Annotated in this window: 16 protein-coding genes and 1 tRNA gene; 12 read left to right on the top strand and 5 right to left on the bottom strand. The window is 42.6% G+C overall.

Annotation, left to right across the window (positions count from 1 at the left end):
- Window positions 1–3: 3 nt before the first annotated feature.
- From I3252_RS03760 to I3252_RS03745, 4 genes are all read left to right on the top strand, one after another.
- Entirely contained in the window at window positions 4–3,216 is a 3,213-nt protein-coding gene (locus I3252_RS03760; protein WP_238034267.1) for an HsdR family type I site-specific deoxyribonuclease, read from the top strand.
- 725 nt (window positions 3,217–3,941) lie between these two features.
- Window positions 3,942–4,262, top strand: a complete 321-nt coding sequence (locus I3252_RS03755) for a hypothetical protein (RefSeq protein WP_238034266.1) — start codon at window positions 3,942–3,944, stop codon at window positions 4,260–4,262.
- Window positions 4,263–4,482: 220 nt separating this feature from the next.
- The gene (locus I3252_RS03750; RefSeq protein WP_238034265.1) at window positions 4,483–4,737 is read left to right on the top strand and encodes a hypothetical protein; all 255 of its coding nucleotides are present in this window, start codon (window positions 4,483–4,485) and stop codon (window positions 4,735–4,737) included.
- A 2-nt stretch (window positions 4,738–4,739) separates the two neighbouring features.
- Entirely contained in the window at window positions 4,740–4,883 is a 144-nt protein-coding gene (locus I3252_RS03745) for a hypothetical protein (RefSeq protein ID WP_238034264.1), read from the top strand.
- Between the two features lie 659 nt (window positions 4,884–5,542).
- Here the strand turns inward: I3252_RS03745 and I3252_RS03740 are convergent.
- The 3 genes from I3252_RS03740 to I3252_RS03730 all read right to left on the bottom strand — a co-directional run bounded on the left by I3252_RS03740 (window position 5,543) and on the right by I3252_RS03730 (window position 8,069).
- Window positions 5,543–6,904 (bottom strand): tyrosine-type recombinase/integrase, encoded by a 1,362-nt coding sequence (locus I3252_RS03740; protein WP_238034263.1) that lies wholly within the window; start codon window positions 6,902–6,904, stop codon window positions 5,543–5,545.
- A 162-nt stretch (window positions 6,905–7,066) separates the two neighbouring features.
- A tRNA-Leu gene (locus tag I3252_RS03735) sits at window positions 7,067–7,152 on the bottom strand.
- 143 nt (window positions 7,153–7,295) lie between these two features.
- Entirely contained in the window at window positions 7,296–8,069 is a 774-nt protein-coding gene (locus I3252_RS03730; protein ID WP_045452050.1) for a ferredoxin--NADP reductase, read from the bottom strand.
- 509 nt (window positions 8,070–8,578) lie between these two features.
- Between I3252_RS03730 and tsaA the strand changes: the two genes are divergently transcribed.
- Both tsaA and I3252_RS03720 read left to right on the top strand, forming a co-directional pair.
- Complete coding sequence (tsaA, locus tag I3252_RS03725; RefSeq protein WP_238034262.1) at window positions 8,579–9,424, top strand: tRNA (N6-threonylcarbamoyladenosine(37)-N6)-methyltransferase TrmO; 846 nt, start codon at window positions 8,579–8,581, stop codon at window positions 9,422–9,424.
- A gap of 100 nt (window positions 9,425–9,524) precedes the next feature.
- On the top strand, window positions 9,525–11,312 hold the full coding sequence (locus I3252_RS03720; protein ID WP_238034261.1) for a GspE/PulE family protein: 1,788 nt from the start codon (window positions 9,525–9,527) through the stop codon (window positions 11,310–11,312).
- 53 nt (window positions 11,313–11,365) lie between these two features.
- Here the strand turns inward: I3252_RS03720 and I3252_RS03715 are convergent, their stop codons facing one another.
- Window positions 11,366–12,031 (bottom strand): acyltransferase, encoded by a 666-nt coding sequence (locus I3252_RS03715; protein WP_060490812.1) that lies wholly within the window; start codon window positions 12,029–12,031, stop codon window positions 11,366–11,368.
- Window positions 12,032–12,291: 260 nt separating this feature from the next.
- On the opposite strand from I3252_RS03715, the gene I3252_RS03710 reads away from it, so the two are divergent.
- The 6 genes from I3252_RS03710 (at window position 12,292) to gspK (ending at window position 17,456) form a co-directional block, all read left to right on the top strand.
- Entirely contained in the window at window positions 12,292–13,080 is a 789-nt protein-coding gene (locus I3252_RS03710) for a TatD family hydrolase (protein WP_238034260.1), read from the top strand.
- Window positions 13,081–13,313: 233 nt separating this feature from the next.
- Window positions 13,314–13,997 (top strand): TetR/AcrR family transcriptional regulator, encoded by a 684-nt coding sequence (locus tag I3252_RS03705; RefSeq protein ID WP_045446854.1) that lies wholly within the window; start codon window positions 13,314–13,316, stop codon window positions 13,995–13,997.
- A 175-nt stretch (window positions 13,998–14,172) separates the two neighbouring features.
- Complete coding sequence (locus I3252_RS03700) at window positions 14,173–15,000, top strand: prepilin-type N-terminal cleavage/methylation domain-containing protein (RefSeq protein WP_238034259.1); 828 nt, start codon at window positions 14,173–14,175, stop codon at window positions 14,998–15,000.
- 3 nt (window positions 15,001–15,003) lie between these two features.
- Complete coding sequence (gspI, locus tag I3252_RS03695; RefSeq protein ID WP_193009368.1) at window positions 15,004–15,498, top strand: type II secretion system minor pseudopilin GspI; 495 nt, start codon at window positions 15,004–15,006, stop codon at window positions 15,496–15,498.
- The gene (gene gspJ, locus I3252_RS03690) at window positions 15,495–16,349 is read left to right on the top strand and encodes a type II secretion system minor pseudopilin GspJ (RefSeq protein ID WP_238034258.1); all 855 of its coding nucleotides are present in this window, start codon (window positions 15,495–15,497) and stop codon (window positions 16,347–16,349) included. The genes gspI and gspJ overlap by 4 nt, the downstream gene beginning before the upstream one ends.
- A 39-nt stretch (window positions 16,350–16,388) precedes the next feature.
- Window positions 16,389–17,456, top strand: coding sequence for a type II secretion system minor pseudopilin GspK (gene gspK, locus I3252_RS03685; protein ID WP_193009366.1), 1,068 nt, complete (start codon window positions 16,389–16,391; stop codon window positions 17,454–17,456).
- Between the two features lie 57 nt (window positions 17,457–17,513).
- Here the strand turns inward: gspK and I3252_RS03680 are convergent, their stop codons facing one another.
- Window positions 17,514–18,194 (bottom strand): TetR family transcriptional regulator, encoded by a 681-nt coding sequence (locus I3252_RS03680; protein ID WP_045446867.1) that lies wholly within the window; start codon window positions 18,192–18,194, stop codon window positions 17,514–17,516.
- Between the last annotated feature and the right edge of the window lie 63 nt (window positions 18,195–18,257).

Genomic DNA, 18,257 nt, shown 5'->3' with positions numbered 1-18,257 from the left:
TAGTTGAAATTCACCGAAGACAGACTTGAACAAGCCATTATTGAGCTACTAGCAGCTGAAGGCTATCCACATACGCTAGGCGAAGCACTCGACCGCAACCCTGAAGATGTGCTGATTAAGTCTGATCTTCGACAGTTTCTAGCGACCCGTTATAGAGATGACTTGATCACAGAGTATGAGATTGAGTCCATCATTCATAAGCTTGAGTACCTTCCTGCGTCCGACCTTTACGACACCAACAAAGCCATTATGAAATTTGTCGCTGATGGGTTTTTCTTGAAGCGTGAGGACTATACCCAAAAAGACTTATACATCCAGCTCATCGACTACGATGTGATTGATGGGCATTCAGAAAACAGCCGAGCTATAGATACCAACTGTTATCGCATCGTCAATCAGATGGAGATACAAGGCTTTGAGCTGCGTATTCCTGATGGCATTCTCTATATCAACGGCCTACCACTGGTGGTGTTTGAGTTTAAGAGCAGCATCCGTGAAGATGCCACCATGTTTGATGCCTACACCCAGCTAACCACTCGCTATAAGCGCGATATTCCAGAGCTGTTTAAATACAATGCCCTATGCGTCATTAGTGATGGAGTCAACTCAAAGATGGGTTCGTTCTTTGCCCCTTATGAGTTCTACTATTCTTGGCGTAAAGTGACTGGTGATGAGAAGCTAGAGAAAGACGGCATTCATTCCTTACTAACCATGATGAGCGGCTTATTCGATAAAGCACGTTTGGTTGATGTCATTCGCAACTTTATCTATGTGCCTGACAAATCAAGCAAGGAAGAAAAAATCGTCTGTCGTTACCCGCAGTATTATGCAGCCGCCAAACTGTTTGATAATATTAAGCGCCATATGAAAGTGCTTGATGCAAACGGTAAGTTTGATGAGAGCGATGCTTTACGAGATGGAAAGGGTGGCACGTACTTTGGCGCGACTGGCTGTGGTAAGAGTTTTACCATGCTATTTCTCGCACGTCTGCTGATGAAAGACGTTGAGCTTGGCAGTCCAACCATTATCTTAATCACTGACCGCACCGATTTAGACGGTCAGCTGTCTGAAACCTTTACCAATGCTAAGACCTATATCGGCGATGAAAATATCATCAGTGTCGAAAGTCGAGCGCATCTACGCGAACAGTTAAAAGGTCGCAGAAGTGGCGGTGTGTTCCTAACCACCATCCATAAGTTCACTGAAGACTTGGCGTTACTGACCGAGCGTACCAACGTCATCTGTATCTCAGATGAAGCGCACCGTAGCCAAATCAACCTCCAGCAAAAGGTTACCGTCACTGAAGATGGGGTGAAAAAGACTTATGGCTTTGCTAAGTACCTGCATGATTCATTGCCCAATGCTACTTACGTTGGCTTCACAGGTACACCAATTGATGCCACCTTAGATGTCTTCGGTCCAGTCATTGATAGCTATACCATGGTCGAGTCGGTATTTGATGAAATCACGGTGCGTATCGTCTATGAAGGCCGCGCTGCTAAAGTACTACTCGATAGCAAGCAGCTGGATGAAGTAGAAAAATACTATAAAGAAAGTGCAGACGCTGGCACCAACGAGTACCAAATAGAGAAAAGCAAAAAAGCCATGGCGAGTATGTCCACCATTCTTGGTGACCCTGATCGCATCAGAGCCATTGCTGAAGACTTTGTTCAGCATTATGAAGCGCGAGTAGAAGAGGGCACGACGCAAAAAGGTAAGGCGATGTTTGTCTGTAGCAGCCGTGAAGCTGCCTATCAGTTATATAAAGACATCATAGAGCTGCGTCCTGACTGGAATGAAGTAAGAGCATGCGAGGAAGGATCAACCTTGTCAGAGAGCGACAAGAAAAATGTCATGCCTATGGAGCGCGTCAAGATGATCATGACTCGTAACAAGGATGACGCAAAAGGCATGTGGGACAATCTGGGTAATAAAGACTATCGCAAAGAGCTGGATCGTCAGTTTAAAAACGGCAAATCTAACTTTAAGATCGCCATTGTCGTTGATATGTGGCTTACAGGCTTTGACGTGCCATTCCTAGATACCATCTATATTGATAAGCCCCTACAAAAACACAGCTTGATTCAGACCATATCACGGGTCAATCGTAAGTTTGAAGGCAAGGAAAGCGGCTTAGTCGTTGATTACATCGGCATCAAAAAGCAGATGAATCTGGCGCTTTCACATTACACCAGTGGTCAGGTTCAAAACCTAGACGATATCCAAAAGTCAGTCGTGGTGGTGAAAGACCATTTGGATCTACTAGATACCGTCTATCATAAGTTCGACTCCACCCTGTACTTTAACGGCAAGCCATTAGAGCAGCTCAGTTGCTTGAATGCAGCGGCTGACTTTGCACTGCAATCTAAGAAGCTAGAAAAACGCTTTATGGATTTAGCTAAGCGTCTGAAGTCTGCCTATGATATTTGTGTGGGTAGTGAAGCACTCACAAAGGCGCACAAAGATAAGATTCATTACTACCTAGCCATTCGTACCATTATCTTTAAAATCACTACTGGCGGTGCACCTGACGTTGAACAGATGAACCAAAAGGTACGTGACCTGGTCAAAGACGCGCTGATGAGTGATGGCGTTGAAGAGATCTTTAAGCTGGGTGATAACACTGACGGTGAAATTGATATCTTCGATGAAGACTACTTAGCCAAGCTTGAAGTGATCAAGCAGCCAAATACCAAGCTAGAGCTACTACAGCAGCTACTCGCTAAAGCCATTGGTGAGCTTAAAAAGACCAACAAGGTGAAGGGCGTTGATTTCAGTAAGAAGATGAATGCGCTTGTCGAGAAGTATAACGACCGTGACGAGCAAGATGTACTGCGCGCCGAAGTCATTGGTGATTTCTCCGATGAGATCATCAAGCTGTATCACGAGTTACGGGTTGAGATGGCATCGTTTGGTGAGATGGGTATCGACTTTGAAGAAAAAGCGTTTTACGACATCTTACTGTCGCTAGCACATAAGTACGATTTTACTTATCCAGCAGATAAGCTGGTTGAGCTGTCGAAAGAAGTGAAAAAACTGATAGATGATAAGGCAAGGTATACCGACTGGAATAAGCGCGATGATATCAAAGCGGAACTACAGTTTGATTTGATGATATTGCTCGATGAATGGGGTTATCCACCTGTTGATTCAAAAGAGGTTTATAAAGAGGTATTTGAGCAGGCTGAGAATTTTAAGAAAAACAGGGTGGCTTAGTTATGCTCATACATAATTTACTATGACATCTTTGAGCTTGAAAAGCAGTATTATGATAATTTAATGCTGTCAGATATTTCTGCCTGACTCAAGTAAATCAGCCTCCGATATAGTCGGGGCGGTTCAGTTTCTTGAAAATTCACAAATTGAGTAGTAACATCATATTTTTGTACTTAATTTAATGAGGCGAATTTATGTTTACAAGAGAATGTGATATATGTTTCGGTATAGGTCTTATACAGAACAATCTGGACCAACAGCAACCATGCTGGCAGTGTGGTGGAAGCGGTAATGTAGAAACTTCTAAAGCTTACAATGATTACTACGACGATGACGATGATTAATTAGTATCGTAAACAGCTCTATTTTTGCTCATACCATTTTGATTACCATTTCCTGGCACATTATACCCAATTTTCTTTCAAAGCCCTATAAATAGCTAATATCAGCTTTCATGTTCACATATTCATCAGTATCAGCTAAAAGTTGAAGAATACGGCTAGGATCTTTTTCAGCTATTTTCATTATCATACTACCAAGCACAAATTTTTGACCATTTAGCTGTTTTTAAATCTACTTTTGTAAACGATTCGCTTCATCCAGTGTTTCTTGTCTTTTCTACTCAAGATCCTTAATATTTGACATTTGACTTAGACTGTTCTCCAAATATTAGATTTTTTTAAGGTTTAATAAATTTACATTTCTATAGGTATTTTAGTAAAAACATGAAAAATTTCACATTGTTAACACTCACTCACAAATATTGTTTTGAACCTGAAGTTACCGAAATGTTAAATAATCTCTTGGAAAATGCTTACTATAGTAATTTCACAACGATAATAGAAATATCTAATTTTATTGTAGAAAATAATCTTGAAGGTGTTTATGGAAAGATATCTGGGACAGTGGAAATGAGCAAAGAAGGGAGAACATGGTTTCGCAGAGGCGGTTTTTCTCCAGACATGTACGACATCATTTGTTCAGAGTTAGGTATTGAAAACCAAAGAAGTATGGCACATTGTATTGGCTACACTCCTTATGAATAAGTTCCGAGCTCTAATTTATCATAGCAACCTTATTAAGACCTAAAGTAACAACCGAATATATTTTAAGTATAGGTGTTTTTTATTCACCTTCTAGTTTTTGGATAAGTATAAACCTACAAAAACTATGCTAACATTTCACTTTGTTACAGTTAGATAGATTTCATAATTCGCAGAGGGGTAATCCCCTTGACCCCTAAAAGATAAAATAAAGGATTTTCTAATGGCTACTTTTTTAAAATTTGAGAATAAATACATTAGCATAAATAATATTGCTCAAGTTGAATTAGATTCAACCTCAGCTACCTGCCACGATATCAATATTCATCCAGCTCAAGGAAACAGAATTTTTTTACAGCTTAGAGTTAGCGAGAAAGATGTCGCTGACAAGATTTTTCAAGAACTAGGAAAAGCATTAGATACCAATAATTCGATTGACCTTGATGCCATCAAGTTAAAACATACCTCTGTTGAGTAAGTATGGCGATCTATCACCTATCGACTAAGCCAGTATCGCGCAGTAGTGGAAGACCGCCACTGCGTCTATTGCTTATCGTGCCGGTATTGCTATCAAAGATGAACGCACAGGCAAAGAACACGACTACACCAAAAGAAGCGGTGTAGTATCTACTCGACTTCATACCCCAAACGATTTAGAAATTAAGCGTGATGAGCTTTGGAACTTAGCGGAAGCCACCGAAACAAGAAAGAACAGCAGAACTGCTAGAGAGATTGTCGTTAATTTGCCTTATGAGTTATCAGGACGTGAACGGATTATGTTGGTTAATGAGTTCGCCAAGGACTTAGCCAATCAATAAGGTGTTGCCGTTGATGAGGCAATACATTATATCTGACGGTTATGGCGATCTTAGTAGTCTTTTCGAGCTATAGCAGCGAACATATCAAGCTGCAATACACTGCTCATAAATCTCGTGCACCAGTGCCTTATATTTCGCATCGTGTGGCAAATGCTGCTGCCGTGTTAACTTAAGAAAGTTAACTATCTACTTAGATCGCGATTATAGAGTATGTCAGCATTTTTCAGCATTTTAATGAAGTAAGTAATCTTTGCAATAGCTATAGTGAAAGGCCTTTAGTATGTAGAGCAGAAGACTACTATAAAACTTTCTTAACTGATCAAATACGTTAGGATAATTTTGTCAAAATAAATATGGACATCTGCGTAGACCTTTAAATGTATTACTGACTGCGCCTTTTGAGAGTGGTTGTTAAACGTTTTTTAGTAAATAGTATATGGTTCAATTTACTTAGAAATCAGTATCTTAACCTTTGGTTTTCAATAGCTCTAAGACCTTATCCTCTCCAAGCTGATCAATCAATATTTGCAGTTGCGCAGTAGAGTCAGCTCTGGTTTGTGCATCTGCTCTAAACTCAGCCGTATCTCTTCCTTCTCTCAAAGCGTCTAAATAGTCAGCCCACTTCTGCATCATATCGCTACGATCATCAATATACTCAAATCGACCATAAGCTGAGCCGTTAGGGTCTTTAGTCGTATGACCCAATGCCATTTCTACAATCACAAGTGGATACTTTAATTGCTCTTGTAAGAGTGTCTTCGCTGTCGCTCTAAAGCCATGAGCACAATGTATGTTTTGATAGCCTAAATCCTTGAGGCGTTTGTTTGCCGTATTTTCAGATATGATCTGGTGCTTTTTTGCCGTCTGACTAAAGAAGACATATTCGGTATGTCCATTTATTTTATGCTGCTCACGCAATATAGATAAGGCTTGATCAGGTAAGGGAACCACCATATCCTTAACCATGTTAACCTTGCCTTGGCCTTTTAATGGCTTTAATTGCCACCTACTAGCCTCTAGATCAACATCAGCCCATCTCATGCGGCGTAGATCACCGTTACGCACGAATAGTAATGCCAATAGCCTAAGGGAGTTAATCGTGTTTGGATCACCTTCTATGGTTTCAACAGCTCGCAGGAGTTTGACCAAATCTTTAGGATTAGTGATGGCAGGACGATGACCATAGCTAGACTTAGCTAATTGACTCTTAATAAGCGCCGCAGGATTGCTGCTACAGAAGCCACGAGCTCCCGCATAGACAAATACGTCACTAGCGATACCTGCACAGCGTTCAGCCTTATCTGTGGGCTTGCCAGCTTTATTTAATGAGTTAGCTTGGATGTCTAGTAATACTTCGAGCATTCTAGGTGAACCAATGTCACTAACAGGTTCATTACCAATATAAGAGCATATAAGCTCTAAACGGCCTTTCTTACGAATTAATGTATTACCTTTTTGAGTCTGCTCTAGTCCTTCAAAATACTCCCAAGCAAAATGATTAAAGGAGTTTTTAGTTTTACTAATAAGACTTTTCTTTAATTCTTCACGATGGTTTTTGGGGTCAATGCTACGGCTTAGTAGCTCTTCATAGTCACGCCAGATTTCACAGGCACGTGAAAACGATACGTTTGGATATACACCAAGCGATATACGTTTATTTTTTGAATGAGTAGGGGACAGATAGCGATAAACCCAAGACTTAGTGCCATTAGGTCTGACCATGAGATAAAGCATAGGATGATTTCTTACAGAGACTAGGTATTCCTTGTCATCGGCTTTATGACTACTTATGCTTCGATCAGAGCTGATAGGTTTACGTGCTTCCATGACTGATACCCCAATGTACATTTAAAAACCAGTGTACATAGTAGTGTACATCAGATGCATGGATTAGGATAGATTCATAGGACAGTATGGAACGCCAGATACAACAAAGCCCCTGATATCAGGGGCTTTAGCTGCTCTATAAGTAGCTATAGAACTAAATATTGGTACCAGTGGTCGGACTCGAACCGACACGCTTATTAGGCAACGGATTTTGAATCCGTCATGTCTACCAATTCCATCACACTGGCATGTTAGAAGATAAGGTCTATTAGATAGAGATTATCGAATTGGGCTACAGGGTTAACTCTGTATAGGCTGCGTATTATAGCAGCCTATTTTTATCCGTCAAGAATTATTTGATATAATTTTCAATTAAATCAAAAAAAATGGTTTAACCTACAAAAGCACGTTCAACGGCATAATCTGCTTGGACACCCATGCGTGGTGAAACGGTCAAACCAAAATCGTCCAAAATCGCTGAAACTTCAGCATTAAATGGCATGCTACCGCAGATCATGACACGGTCGTCCTCTTTATTCATCGGTGGTAAGCCAATGTCTTCAAAGAGCTTTCCTGAGGTCATTAAGTCAGTCACGCGACCTTGATTTTTGAAATCCTCACGAGTCACTGTTGGGTAGTAGATGAATTTTTCACGGTACCATTCACCAAAGATCTCGTCGTTAGGTAACTCGTTTTCAAACATATCACGATACGCCAAATCATCGACATGGCGCACACCATGTACCAAGATGATTTTTTCAAAACGTTCATAGACTTCAGGATCACGTGCCAACGATAAAAATGGCGCCAGTCCAGTGCCTGTAGAGAGCATATAAAGATTTTTGCCAGGCAGTAAATCATCTAGTACCAAAGTGCCCGTTGGTTTTTTGCTGACCAACAGCTCGTCACCGACTTTAATATGCTGCAAGCGCGAGGTTAATGGGCCATCTTGAACCTTGATAGAAAAGAATTCTAAGTGATCTTCGTAGTTCGGGCTAGCAATCGAATAAGCGCGCAATAGCGGTCTGCCATCGACAACGATTCCGATCATCGCAAATTCGCCATTACGAAAGCGCAGGCCATCGTCGCGAGTTGTCTTGATGCTAAATAGAGCGTCATTCCAGTGATGAACCTCTGTGACCGTTTCGGTGCGAAGTTTTGACATAAAGTCCTCGTTAATAAGTTGCTATCGGTTTTATTAAGTTTAAATGAGTGTTAAATTAAAATTTTCAATGAAAAAGGGTATAGAAGGGTAGTAAATTTTCAATCACTATTGGAACAGCCAATCGTTTAAAACTTCTGTCACGCAAAGTAAGTAGCATAGCCGATGTTTTAACCAATGTTATGGGGCAATATTCTAACACCTTATTAAGCATTTAAAATCAGCAGAGGGATTGATAAAGTCTAAGGATAAATACGACTTAATCTGTCACCTGTAACATCACGACAATGGTTGTCGCTGTAGATGGCTTATAAGGGTTGAAAAATAAAGGCTCTCATCGAATTTATGGCTCATAATACCAAAATTTAAAATAAAAATCCGTCTGGCAGCGACGATGCGGCATGATAAAATGGAATATCGTTAGTGAGTAATTTTGTATCACTGGATAATATGCGCTAAACGTTCTCATAAAAGTAGATGCTTACTATTGAACAGTTTTTTGGAGAAACATGATGTCCGATGATAATATCTCTTTGGCGGGTTACCACCATGCGCCAATGATTGGCTACCATCGTGCGCCGCTATCACAGAAATTTGGTGCGCCACGCCAGCCGAATTTGGTTGCGCTCACCAGTATCATTGAGATGATAGCGCCTTATGACTCGCCAGCAGCATTTACCGGTTTAGACGCGTTCAGCCATATCTGGATCAGTTGGCAGTTTCATCATAACTATACCAATAAAGACACTCACATTGGCAAAAGCGGCACTGACTTTCGTGCGCAAGTCCGCCCACCAAGGCTCGGTGGCAATCAAAAAATAGGGGTGTTTGCCAGTCGCAGTATGTATCGACCTTCAGCACTTGGGTTATCTGTCGTCAAGCTTGAAAGTATCGAGGTTTGTGATGGGCGCGTGTTACTTATTATTAGCGGTGCAGATATGATAGATGGTACGCCGATTATCGATATTAAGCCCTATGTCGATTATAGCGATGCGCTCAGCAATGCAAAAAGCGGGTTTGCGCCAAATGCGCCAGATTTATTAGAGATAATTATCACGGAGTCTGCTTACGAGCAATTTATGACGTTGGTTGATGCTGGACGATGCGATAAAAATGACAATGAGACTGAAAATAAAAATAATAGTGTAGCGACGCTTATTCAACAAATACAAGAGCAATTGCTTATTGCCGATATCGAGATTATTAAAGCATTAATTGCGCAAGACCCGCGTCCAGCTTATCGTCGCGCGGAGATAAATACGCCGTTTGTCATGCGTTATAAGTCTGCCGATGTGAGCTTCCAGTTGATAGAATCAGGGCAATTGCAGATAACGGCTGTTGTCAAAGTGAGCTTTTAGTGCCCAGTGACGCCATTACTGCCGCATGAATTATCCATAAATCACTTCTCAATAAATAACGCATCAATAAATAATGCATCAATAATAAAAGAAGAAAAATATGTCTGCTCAGAAATATTCAATCGTGATTGATTTACGTTGGTGCTTAGATGAACTATTGGCAGATAAGGTAATTGATCAGCGTGGCTACAATTTAGTGATGACGAGCCGCCGTGATAAAGCGCAGCATCCACTCCTGACCGTCAGTGAATTTGGTCTGCCAAACGGTCATGCACTGGATAAAAATGTTGAGCATAAATTGACTTTGGTATGGTTGAATCAATGGTTAGCTGCCAAAGCAGGCATGGCACTTGTCCGTATTGACCCGTTAAAAGTCGATGTCCCAGCCGTCACTCAGTTGATGTCCTTTGAATATGCACGCTCACAGCATATTTTGCCCATTGAAGTGACGAATGATGAAGTCGTCATCGGTACAGACCAGCCGTTCTGTACTGAGTGGCAGACAAGTATCGAAAAATTAATCAAGTCTAAAAGTTATCGTACGGTTTATATCAATCCTGAGCAAATCAATCGCTACCGTCAAGAATTTTACCAAGTCACCCAAGCGATTGCAGGAGCAAATAGTGTCCATAAGCGCGCGGCGGCTGATGTCACCAATGTCGAGGCATTATTGCAACTTGGCGACAATACCAACCCTGATGCCAACGATCAACATATTGTCAGAGTTGTCGATTGGTTGTTGCAATATGCTTTTGAGCAGCGAGCCAGTGATATCCATTTAGAGCCTCGCCGTGAGACGGGTAAAGTCCGTTTTCGTATCGATGGCGTGCTACATACCGTCTATGAGATGCCTTTGGCAATCATTGTCGCGGTGACGGCGCGGATTAAAATATTAGGACGACTGAATGTGGCAGAAAAACGCAAACCACAAGATGGCAGGTTGAAAACCCGTACGCCAAAGGGTCTGGAAACTGAGCTACGCTTATCGACGATGCCGACTGCCTTTGGCGAAAAGCTGGTGATGCGGGTATTTGATCCTGAAGTGCTGGTGCGCTCGTTTGCTCAGCTTGGTTTGTCAGGTAAGCAGCTCGATACTTGGCATGAGTTGACAGCGCATCCCAACGGTATTATTTTGGTCACAGGGCCAACGGGTTCAGGTAAGACTACGACGTTGTACAGTACGCTTAAGCAGCTCGCCACCGAGCAAGTTAACGTCTGTACGATTGAAGATCCCATCGAGATGATTGAGCCTGCTTTTAACCAAATGCAGGTCAATCCAGGCGTTGATTTACACTTCGCAGATGGTATTCGCTCTTTGATGCGCCAAGACCCAGATATCATTATGGTTGGTGAGATTCGCGATGCCGAAACCGCCAATATGGCCGTGCAAGCATCACTCACTGGACATTTGGTACTCTCGACGTTGCATACCAATGATGCACCAAGCTCGCTTACTCGCTTGCATGATTTGGGCATTCAGCCATTTTTAACCTCAGCGACGATATTAGGCGTCATGGCGCAGCGTTTGCTACGCACGTTATGTCCGCATTGCAAAAAAGCCCTAGATGTAATCCTAGACAGTGAAATTGCTGTTCAGTGGCAGGAACTGGTTCAGCCTTGGCGTGCGCCCGCTCCAGCGCAAATTTATACGGCGCAAGGCTGCGAGCATTGTCGTCATACAGGCTATCAAGGTCGCGTTGGTCTGTACGAGATCATGCCGTTGTCAAATGAGCTAAAAAAACTGGTCGCCGCCGATGCCAATTTAGATGTGCTTAAGCAGCAAGCGTACCGCGAAGGTGTGCAGCCATTGCGCTTATCGGGCGCAAAGCGTATTAGTGAAGGGGTGACGACCATAGAAGAAGTAATGCGAGTGGTGCCATTGCATTGACATCAAACGGCTAACGCTTGCTTTAGTAAAACGTTGCCTTGTAACTTAACTCTTTAACGCTCCCAGCGTACATTTTGGCGAATAATTTTGGCTGGTGTACCAGCAATCATGCAGTTGGGCGTCTCAACTGGTTTATTGACAAATGCCCCTGCTGCAATAATACAACCACTGGCGATAGAGACGTTTTTAGAAATGGTTACATTGGCGGCAATCCAAATATGGTCTCCTAAACTGACGTCTGTATGTGCCTTATTCACTCGCGCGTTAGTGTCTATATCATAGACCTTGTGAACGTCAGTCGCTCGAATTTCGATACCACGTGATATCATGCATGATTGACCAATGGTCACACTTTTATCGCGCGCCAAAATATAGCAGTCAATAGCGGTGGTATGATTGCCGATATAAATATGTAGATAATTACCGACAACCAATAATCGCCCCGAGAATTTAACGTGCTCTCCAATCGTGACTTGATTGTGATTGCCGTTGATGTCAATTTTTAACTGATTAAATTTGCCGCCCTTACCGATAGTGATGTGATTGTCATGACCCTTACGAATGGTAATGGTCGAATTGCCAATGATGCGTGCATCTTTGGCGATATTGATATGATTATTGAGCCCTTTGTCTTGTAACAAAAACCGCTTTTTATAGAGCTGTTTGGGTAATAATGTTTTTATAATCGGAGAAAGGCTGATGGTTTTTTTATGGTTCATAATGATGGGCTTATGAAAAGTGAGTAGAAGGCGTAATGTTTTCGCTAGCGAATGGCTTCTATGGTTGATTAGCTGTCTTTATATCAAGGCTCATGTCAAGAATATAGTCAGTTTTGATACCGTTTCAGACACGGTTAACCATGACTCTGATAGTGTAACGCTAAACTTTGCTTGAAAACAGTTGCCTTTGGAGCAATCAATACTCTAAGGTTTTAAACCTAATATTTTTTATTCATTCATGTTTATTAACGAGATTACTTATGTTTACTGATAGCCATTGCCATCTTAATCGCTTAGATTTAACCAAGTATGATGGTAAATTGTCTGGCGCGATTGACGCGATGAAAGCTGCCAATGTCACTCGGGCAATGGCGATTATGTGTGATTTTGCCGAATATGATGAGATTGCTCATATTGTCAGCACCTATAGCGATGAGGCGCTAAATCTTGGCATGAGCGTCGGTATTCATCCTTGTGAGGACATTAGTGTCTTACAATCAGCGACGGTTGAGCGTTTGATCGAAACCGCTGATGCCGACCATGTATGGGCGATTGGGGAGACAGGATTAGATTATTACTGGTCAACGGAAAACAAAAAAGAGCAGCAAGCCAGTCTTGCTCGCCATATTCATGCCAGTCAAAGCCTGAAAAAGCCACTCGTCATTCATATGCGTGATGCCAAAGAAGATACGATTGATATCCTAAAATCAGAAGGCGCTGAACACGGTATTATTCATTGTTTTACCGAAGATTGGGAGACGGCCAAGCGTGCACTTGACTTAGGGTTTTATATCTCATTTTCGGGCATTGTTAGCTTTAAGAGTGCTCAAATGATTAAAGATGCAGCAAAAAACATGCCTAGAGACAGACTGCTTATCGAAACCGATAGCCCTTATCTAGCACCAGTGCCCAAGCGTGGTAGACCGAATGAGCCTGCCTACGTACCGTATGTCGCCAGTTGTCTGGCAGAGATGTATGGCTGTAGTAGCGATGACGTTGGGGCATTAACTGCAAAAAACTTTGAGAATTTACTGGCACAGTATCACTAAAATGGTTATGCTATGACCACTCAGTCATTTATGATACAGTCCTGTTGCTCTACGTTATTTGCACTTATGATGTGGAGCGTAAGCCTATGATTATCAATGACTATTTAGCAAACATAAGCATATCTCCTTTGGTGGTTTTCGAGCAGACTTTGTATGACGTTATACGCTTGTCGCCGATGCATTCATCCATAGGATGGTCATATGCTTAATCTTGTCAGGTTTTAGGAGAGATTATGAGTCGTCAGCATCAGTTCAAGGCACGAGAAGAGAATATCTTAGCGATGGCAGAGCAATTGCTACTTGAGTCGGGCGATGGTGATATTACTTTAGACAGTTTGGCAGACCAGCTGGATCTGGCTAAAGGTACACTGTATAAGCATTTCTCCAGTAAAGATGAACTCTATTTGCGTATTATTATCCGCTATGAAGAACAACTGTTTGAGATTAATCGTATTGATGATTGTCCATCAGCAGGCGTTGCTCGTATGATCTTTCAGCAGTTATTTAACCCACAAAAAGCTATGTTGCTCAATCAAATCGAAGAGCGTTTGGCTGCATCAGTGACGGGTCTTAATCGATTGTTTGGTGAGCTATATGATATTCGCCGTCAGCGTATGAAACGCTTGATTGACATTATCAGTGCGTATTTACAAGAGCAGCATAGTAGTTTGAGCACGCGCGACTATTTGTCCTCGATTTGGGCGATGGGTCAGGGCGGTGCTGGACTATTAAATTCAAGCTTTTACCAGCGATATTTGGGTCGCCGTGATACCCTACGTTATGCTTTCGTTCAGCAAATGCTGGAGTTGCCGAGCCATTATCCTGCAGCTGATGATGAGGTGATGGATGAAGATATGCAGGAGTTGGTCGAGCAAATCGATACTGAGTCAGAAGAGCACCGTAATACCAGTTATTAATATCTTTGTTTAACTTATGGTCTTTTAACCCAAATTTTTTAAATTCGTGTTGCTATATTCGTTATCGCAGCACGGTGTATCCATGCTAAAAATGGATACATGGTTATCAGCTTTAGCGCCCAATCATAGTTTTATTCTTCATACCACAATCTACTTATAGGTTTATAGGTGCAATATGCCGGTCACTGCCAAGACTCCGTCCAGCTCAGCGGTCACTTGCTATTCACACTTAAGTCATCAATATTTGCAATATAAAAACACGGATAGATATCTCTTACCTCTGGTTTATCAGCATAAATCCTTTCCAGTACAAAATGCTCACGTTTCCCCTTATAAATCCTCAAGCCTTGCTCAGGCACAACAGGGCTTCACCCTTGTCGAAATTGTAGTGGTGGTCGTTATTCTGTCTATCTTTGCCGGCATGATGAGCTTGTCGGTGGGCAGTAGTGAATCGCGTAAAAACCGTGCTTTTTATGAGCATTTAACGGATTCACTGAGCTATGTACGGTTGTTGTCTGCTGAGCGTATGCAGCCGATGGGTTTGAGTTTGCAAGCAGATAAACAAGGTCAAGTAGCTCCTGTGATTGTTACTTTATCAAATCCTTATATTGCCTATCAAACCAATGATACCCCGTCAAATAGCATGGACAGCACGCCTAAAAATTCGATGGAATTGTCTGCTGACCTGACAAGTATGTCGGGGGCGATGGGAAATCAACAGCCAGTACCTAGCTGGGAGATTGAGCCAGAAGTCAGTTTGCCTGAGTTACCTGCTGGGGTTAGTTTAAGGGTGCAAAGCTTGGAGGCTGGCAATCTATCAATGCCTGAACAGGGGCAAACATTGCAGCCTTGGTTTGCCGATCAAGCAGTCCCACAGATATTATGGTTTGGTACAGGGCAAGCAACGCCTGTCACCATTGAGGTGCTGCACAATTCGCGTCTGGTGGGCGAGGTCATTACTATTATGCCTGATGGTAGTATGACGATCGGACAAGGACTGTAACTGATGATAGATAAGGATGGCATTATATCTGCTGATATAAACAAAAAGCCAATGCTATCAAAGCATGAAAGCGGCTTTACTCTGATTGAGGTAATGGTAGCGTTAGCAATTTTAGCAGTTGTTGCGGTGGCTGCTAGCCGTGCCAGTAGTGCCTATCTCAGCTCAGTGGATGTCTTACGCACACGTACATTGGCACATTTTGTCGCACAGAACGCGGCCGCTGATTTGCGTATCCAAGAGACATGGCTGACGGCCAATCGCACACAAACAATCAATGCTCAAGGGCGTGATTGGCAAGTAGTGATGACGGTCAATGATGCCATTACGCCTGCTTTAAAAGAGGTGAATATCGCTGTCGCACCCATTATAGATGGACAGACGCGCACAGCCGTGACGGATATCAACGTAATATTGAGCAATGCGGAGCAAGACATTGGTAGTTTGGACTTAAGCAGTTTGGGCGCTGATATTGCAGGGCAGTCTGGAGGCAATCCGTGAAGTCGCAGCGTGGATTTACGCTACTTGAATTGATGGTTGCCATGGCAATATTTGCGATGTTGGCGGTGGCTGGCAGGCAGGTGTTTGATAGCGTCAACCGCGCCCGAGAACGTGCACAATTTCATGCTGATAACTTAGCTGTTTTGCAATATGCTTATTTGCAGCTACAGCAAGATATGGGTCAAATTATCCCTTATCAAATACCAAATACTCAAAATATCAGTGTGACAAGTAACAGTACAAATGCCAGTGATAGCACAAACAATAGCGCCCAAGCCAATGAAACAGTACCTGGGCCTTTTATGAGCTTGGATGGTGAGCATGTCAGCTTTGTTCGTTTTGCCGACCCCGATCCACGTTATCAAAGTAGCATGAGTGTCCAGCATATTGAATACATTTTTGCCGATGAGCGTTTAATTCGCCGCCAATATACCAGCATCGATGGTGGGCGCGATAGCATCAGCCTAGACAGTGTATTGCTAGAAGGCGTTACCGCAGGGCGTTGGCAAGCATATTTACCTGAACTGAGCACCAAATTCCCAGATGCAGACAGCAGTAATAACGGCAATAGCAGTACAAAGACAACCTCTGGGCAAACGGCCAATGCCGTAAACGCCAAGCCAGCAGTGGTTTTATTGCCCAAAGGCATTACTGTCAATTTTACTTATCAGGATATGCCCGTCACTTGGCAGTGGGCGCTTGCGCCCCAACCAATATCAATTAACAATACCAATAAAAGCAATAACAATGCTGCTAATAATGGCAATGGTAGCAATAACGATAGTAGTGATAAGACTAATAATGACGACCCGAATAGCAATGTAAATAACAATGCAGGAAGTAATATTTAACATGTACCATTGGGTCAATAATAAAGGCGGTTTAATTTAATGACAGCGCACTCTCAGCGCGGAGTAGCGCTGCTCACTATCTTACTATTGGTGGTCAGTATTACCGTGGTGGCGGGGGCGATGCTTGCCAGTCAAAAGATTGCTATTAGGCGTAGCGGCTTATTGTTTGATCAAAATCAGCTGTCACAAGATATCAATGCTGGTCAGCAATTAGCCATCACGATGATTCGTGCTGACGATAAGCTGAATGACACAGATAGTGAGCAAGACATTTGGGCGCAGCCATTACCGCCTTATCTTTTAGCCAATCATAGCATCAGTATCGAATTGCGTGATGAAGCCAGTCGTTTTAATATTAATAACTTATATCAGAATGGCGTGGTTGATAGCGCCGCCTTAGCCATATTTCAAAGACTGTTGACACAATTAAATCTAGAACCTGATATTGCCATTGCTGTTCTTGATTATCAAGATACGGATAGCGACGTTTACCAAGACGGTGGTGATGAGAGTGTGGTTTATGCTCAGCAATCAAGTGGCTCAGCGAGTAAGACTTTGCCCAATCAAGCATTGGTCAGTGTCGATCAATTGCAAGAGATTCGAGGGGTAAATGCTGAAGTACTAGCGGCACTACGTCCTTATATTACGGCGGTTCCTTATCATGTGCCTATTAATGTCAATACTGCCAGTCCAGTTTTGCTGGCTGCACTGATAGATGGCGCAACCAGCCAACAGATGCAGGGGTTGGTCGATATGCGGGCAAAGCAGGCGTTAGCCTCTATCGATGATGTGTGGAAATTGCCGATGTTGAGCAGCTTGAATGATGATCAGCGAAAGGCGTTAAAACCACTGCTCGCAGTCGATAGCCAAGCCTTTTTGGCGCTTATTACCGCAACGGATAGTGCAAGTCTTGGTCAACAAAGACAACGGTTTGCAACCGTACTGATTAGTAAAATTGCGACTGATGCTAGCGCGGCAGCAGGGAGTAATGCGAATAACAGCACGCCTAACAATAATAATGGCAATAATGAGAGTGGCAATAATAAACAAGCCAAAGAAATTAAAGTGGTGACACAGCGTTTATGGGCATTTAGACCCAGTTTCTAACGTTGAGCCACCTAAAAAGAGTCTCAATCAGTGCCGCGGTAGAATATCTGATGTCACCTAATCTCCTAAGTGCGTCTCTTCCGTAGATTTCCAGTTATAAGCACCATAAAACAACATCTGTGCTTGGCGAGTGCAATTATGGAGCATCAGCTGTTTATTTTCTTCAATCTCATTCAGATCGATTTCATCATCATGGTCTTCAGTATAAGTCAGCTCCAACCAATCGATAATCCAAGAAAAGAACATATTTACCCCAGCTTCAGCCAGTAGGCGACGGTCATAGGCGTTGATATGAGTAAAAGCAGGCTGTAGCGCTAAATCATCAGCCAAGCTTTGAGCATGTTTTTTGACAAGTTCGTTAATGGCTTTGCGTACAGCTTCTGAGCCACCGTAGCGCTCACTGACTAAAAATTGCCAGTAATAAGGCTGATCACTGACCATATACAAGAACAGCTGAATGCTCTTAGCAATTTGGCGATCAAAGCTACGTTTACGCCCAATTTGCAAGCTATCGCTTAGGATCGCCAGCGTACCGCCTAGCTCTTCTACCACCAATGCTCGACCAAGCGATTCCATGTCATCGAAATGCCGATAAAATGCGGTCGGCACCACGCCAACCTCACGCGTTACTTGCCGGAGGCTGATTGAGCTAAAAGACTGCCCTGTCATACATAAATCAAGGACGGCGTTAAAAAAGGCGTGCCGAGTTTGAAGTTTCTTTTGTTCGCGACTGCTCATAATATTTCAAAATTGTCCAATAAGGGTTTATCATACTCATTTCAGCGTAAAAATACGACTGAA

The organism is Psychrobacter sp. Ps4, from assembly GCF_022129285.1.
Lineage (GTDB): Bacteria > Pseudomonadota > Gammaproteobacteria > Pseudomonadales > Moraxellaceae > Psychrobacter > Psychrobacter immobilis_A.
Note: the sequence above shows the minus strand (reverse complement) of the source record. Positions and strands in the feature narration are given on the sequence as shown.

What these genes read in the sequence shown, in the direction of transcription:
- I3252_RS03755 (WP_238034266.1), top strand. Translation starts at nt 3,942, where the DNA reads ATGAAAAATTTCACATTGTTAACACTCACTCACAAATATTGTTTTGAA.
- I3252_RS03750 (WP_238034265.1), top strand. Translation starts at nt 4,483, where the DNA reads ATGGCTACTTTTTTAAAATTTGAGAATAAATACATTAGCATAAATAAT.
- I3252_RS03745 (WP_238034264.1), top strand. Translation starts at nt 4,740, where the DNA reads ATGGCGATCTATCACCTATCGACTAAGCCAGTATCGCGCAGTAGTGGA.
- I3252_RS03740 (WP_238034263.1), bottom strand. Translation starts at nt 6,904, where the DNA reads ATGGAAGCACGTAAACCTATCAGCTCTGATCGAAGCATAAGTAGTCAT.
- I3252_RS03730 (WP_045452050.1), bottom strand. Translation starts at nt 8,069, where the DNA reads ATGTCAAAACTTCGCACCGAAACGGTCACAGAGGTTCATCACTGGAAT.
- tsaA (WP_238034262.1), top strand. Translation starts at nt 8,579, where the DNA reads ATGTCCGATGATAATATCTCTTTGGCGGGTTACCACCATGCGCCAATG.
- I3252_RS03720 (WP_238034261.1), top strand. Translation starts at nt 9,525, where the DNA reads ATGTCTGCTCAGAAATATTCAATCGTGATTGATTTACGTTGGTGCTTA.
- I3252_RS03715 (WP_060490812.1), bottom strand. Translation starts at nt 12,031, where the DNA reads ATGAACCATAAAAAAACCATCAGCCTTTCTCCGATTATAAAAACATTA.
- I3252_RS03710 (WP_238034260.1), top strand. Translation starts at nt 12,292, where the DNA reads ATGTTTACTGATAGCCATTGCCATCTTAATCGCTTAGATTTAACCAAG.
- I3252_RS03705 (WP_045446854.1), top strand. Translation starts at nt 13,314, where the DNA reads ATGAGTCGTCAGCATCAGTTCAAGGCACGAGAAGAGAATATCTTAGCG.
- I3252_RS03700 (WP_238034259.1), top strand. Translation starts at nt 14,173, where the DNA reads ATGCCGGTCACTGCCAAGACTCCGTCCAGCTCAGCGGTCACTTGCTAT.
- gspI (WP_193009368.1), top strand. Translation starts at nt 15,004, where the DNA reads ATGATAGATAAGGATGGCATTATATCTGCTGATATAAACAAAAAGCCA.
- gspK (WP_193009366.1), top strand. Translation starts at nt 16,389, where the DNA reads ATGACAGCGCACTCTCAGCGCGGAGTAGCGCTGCTCACTATCTTACTA.
- I3252_RS03680 (WP_045446867.1), bottom strand. Translation starts at nt 18,194, where the DNA reads ATGAGCAGTCGCGAACAAAAGAAACTTCAAACTCGGCACGCCTTTTTT.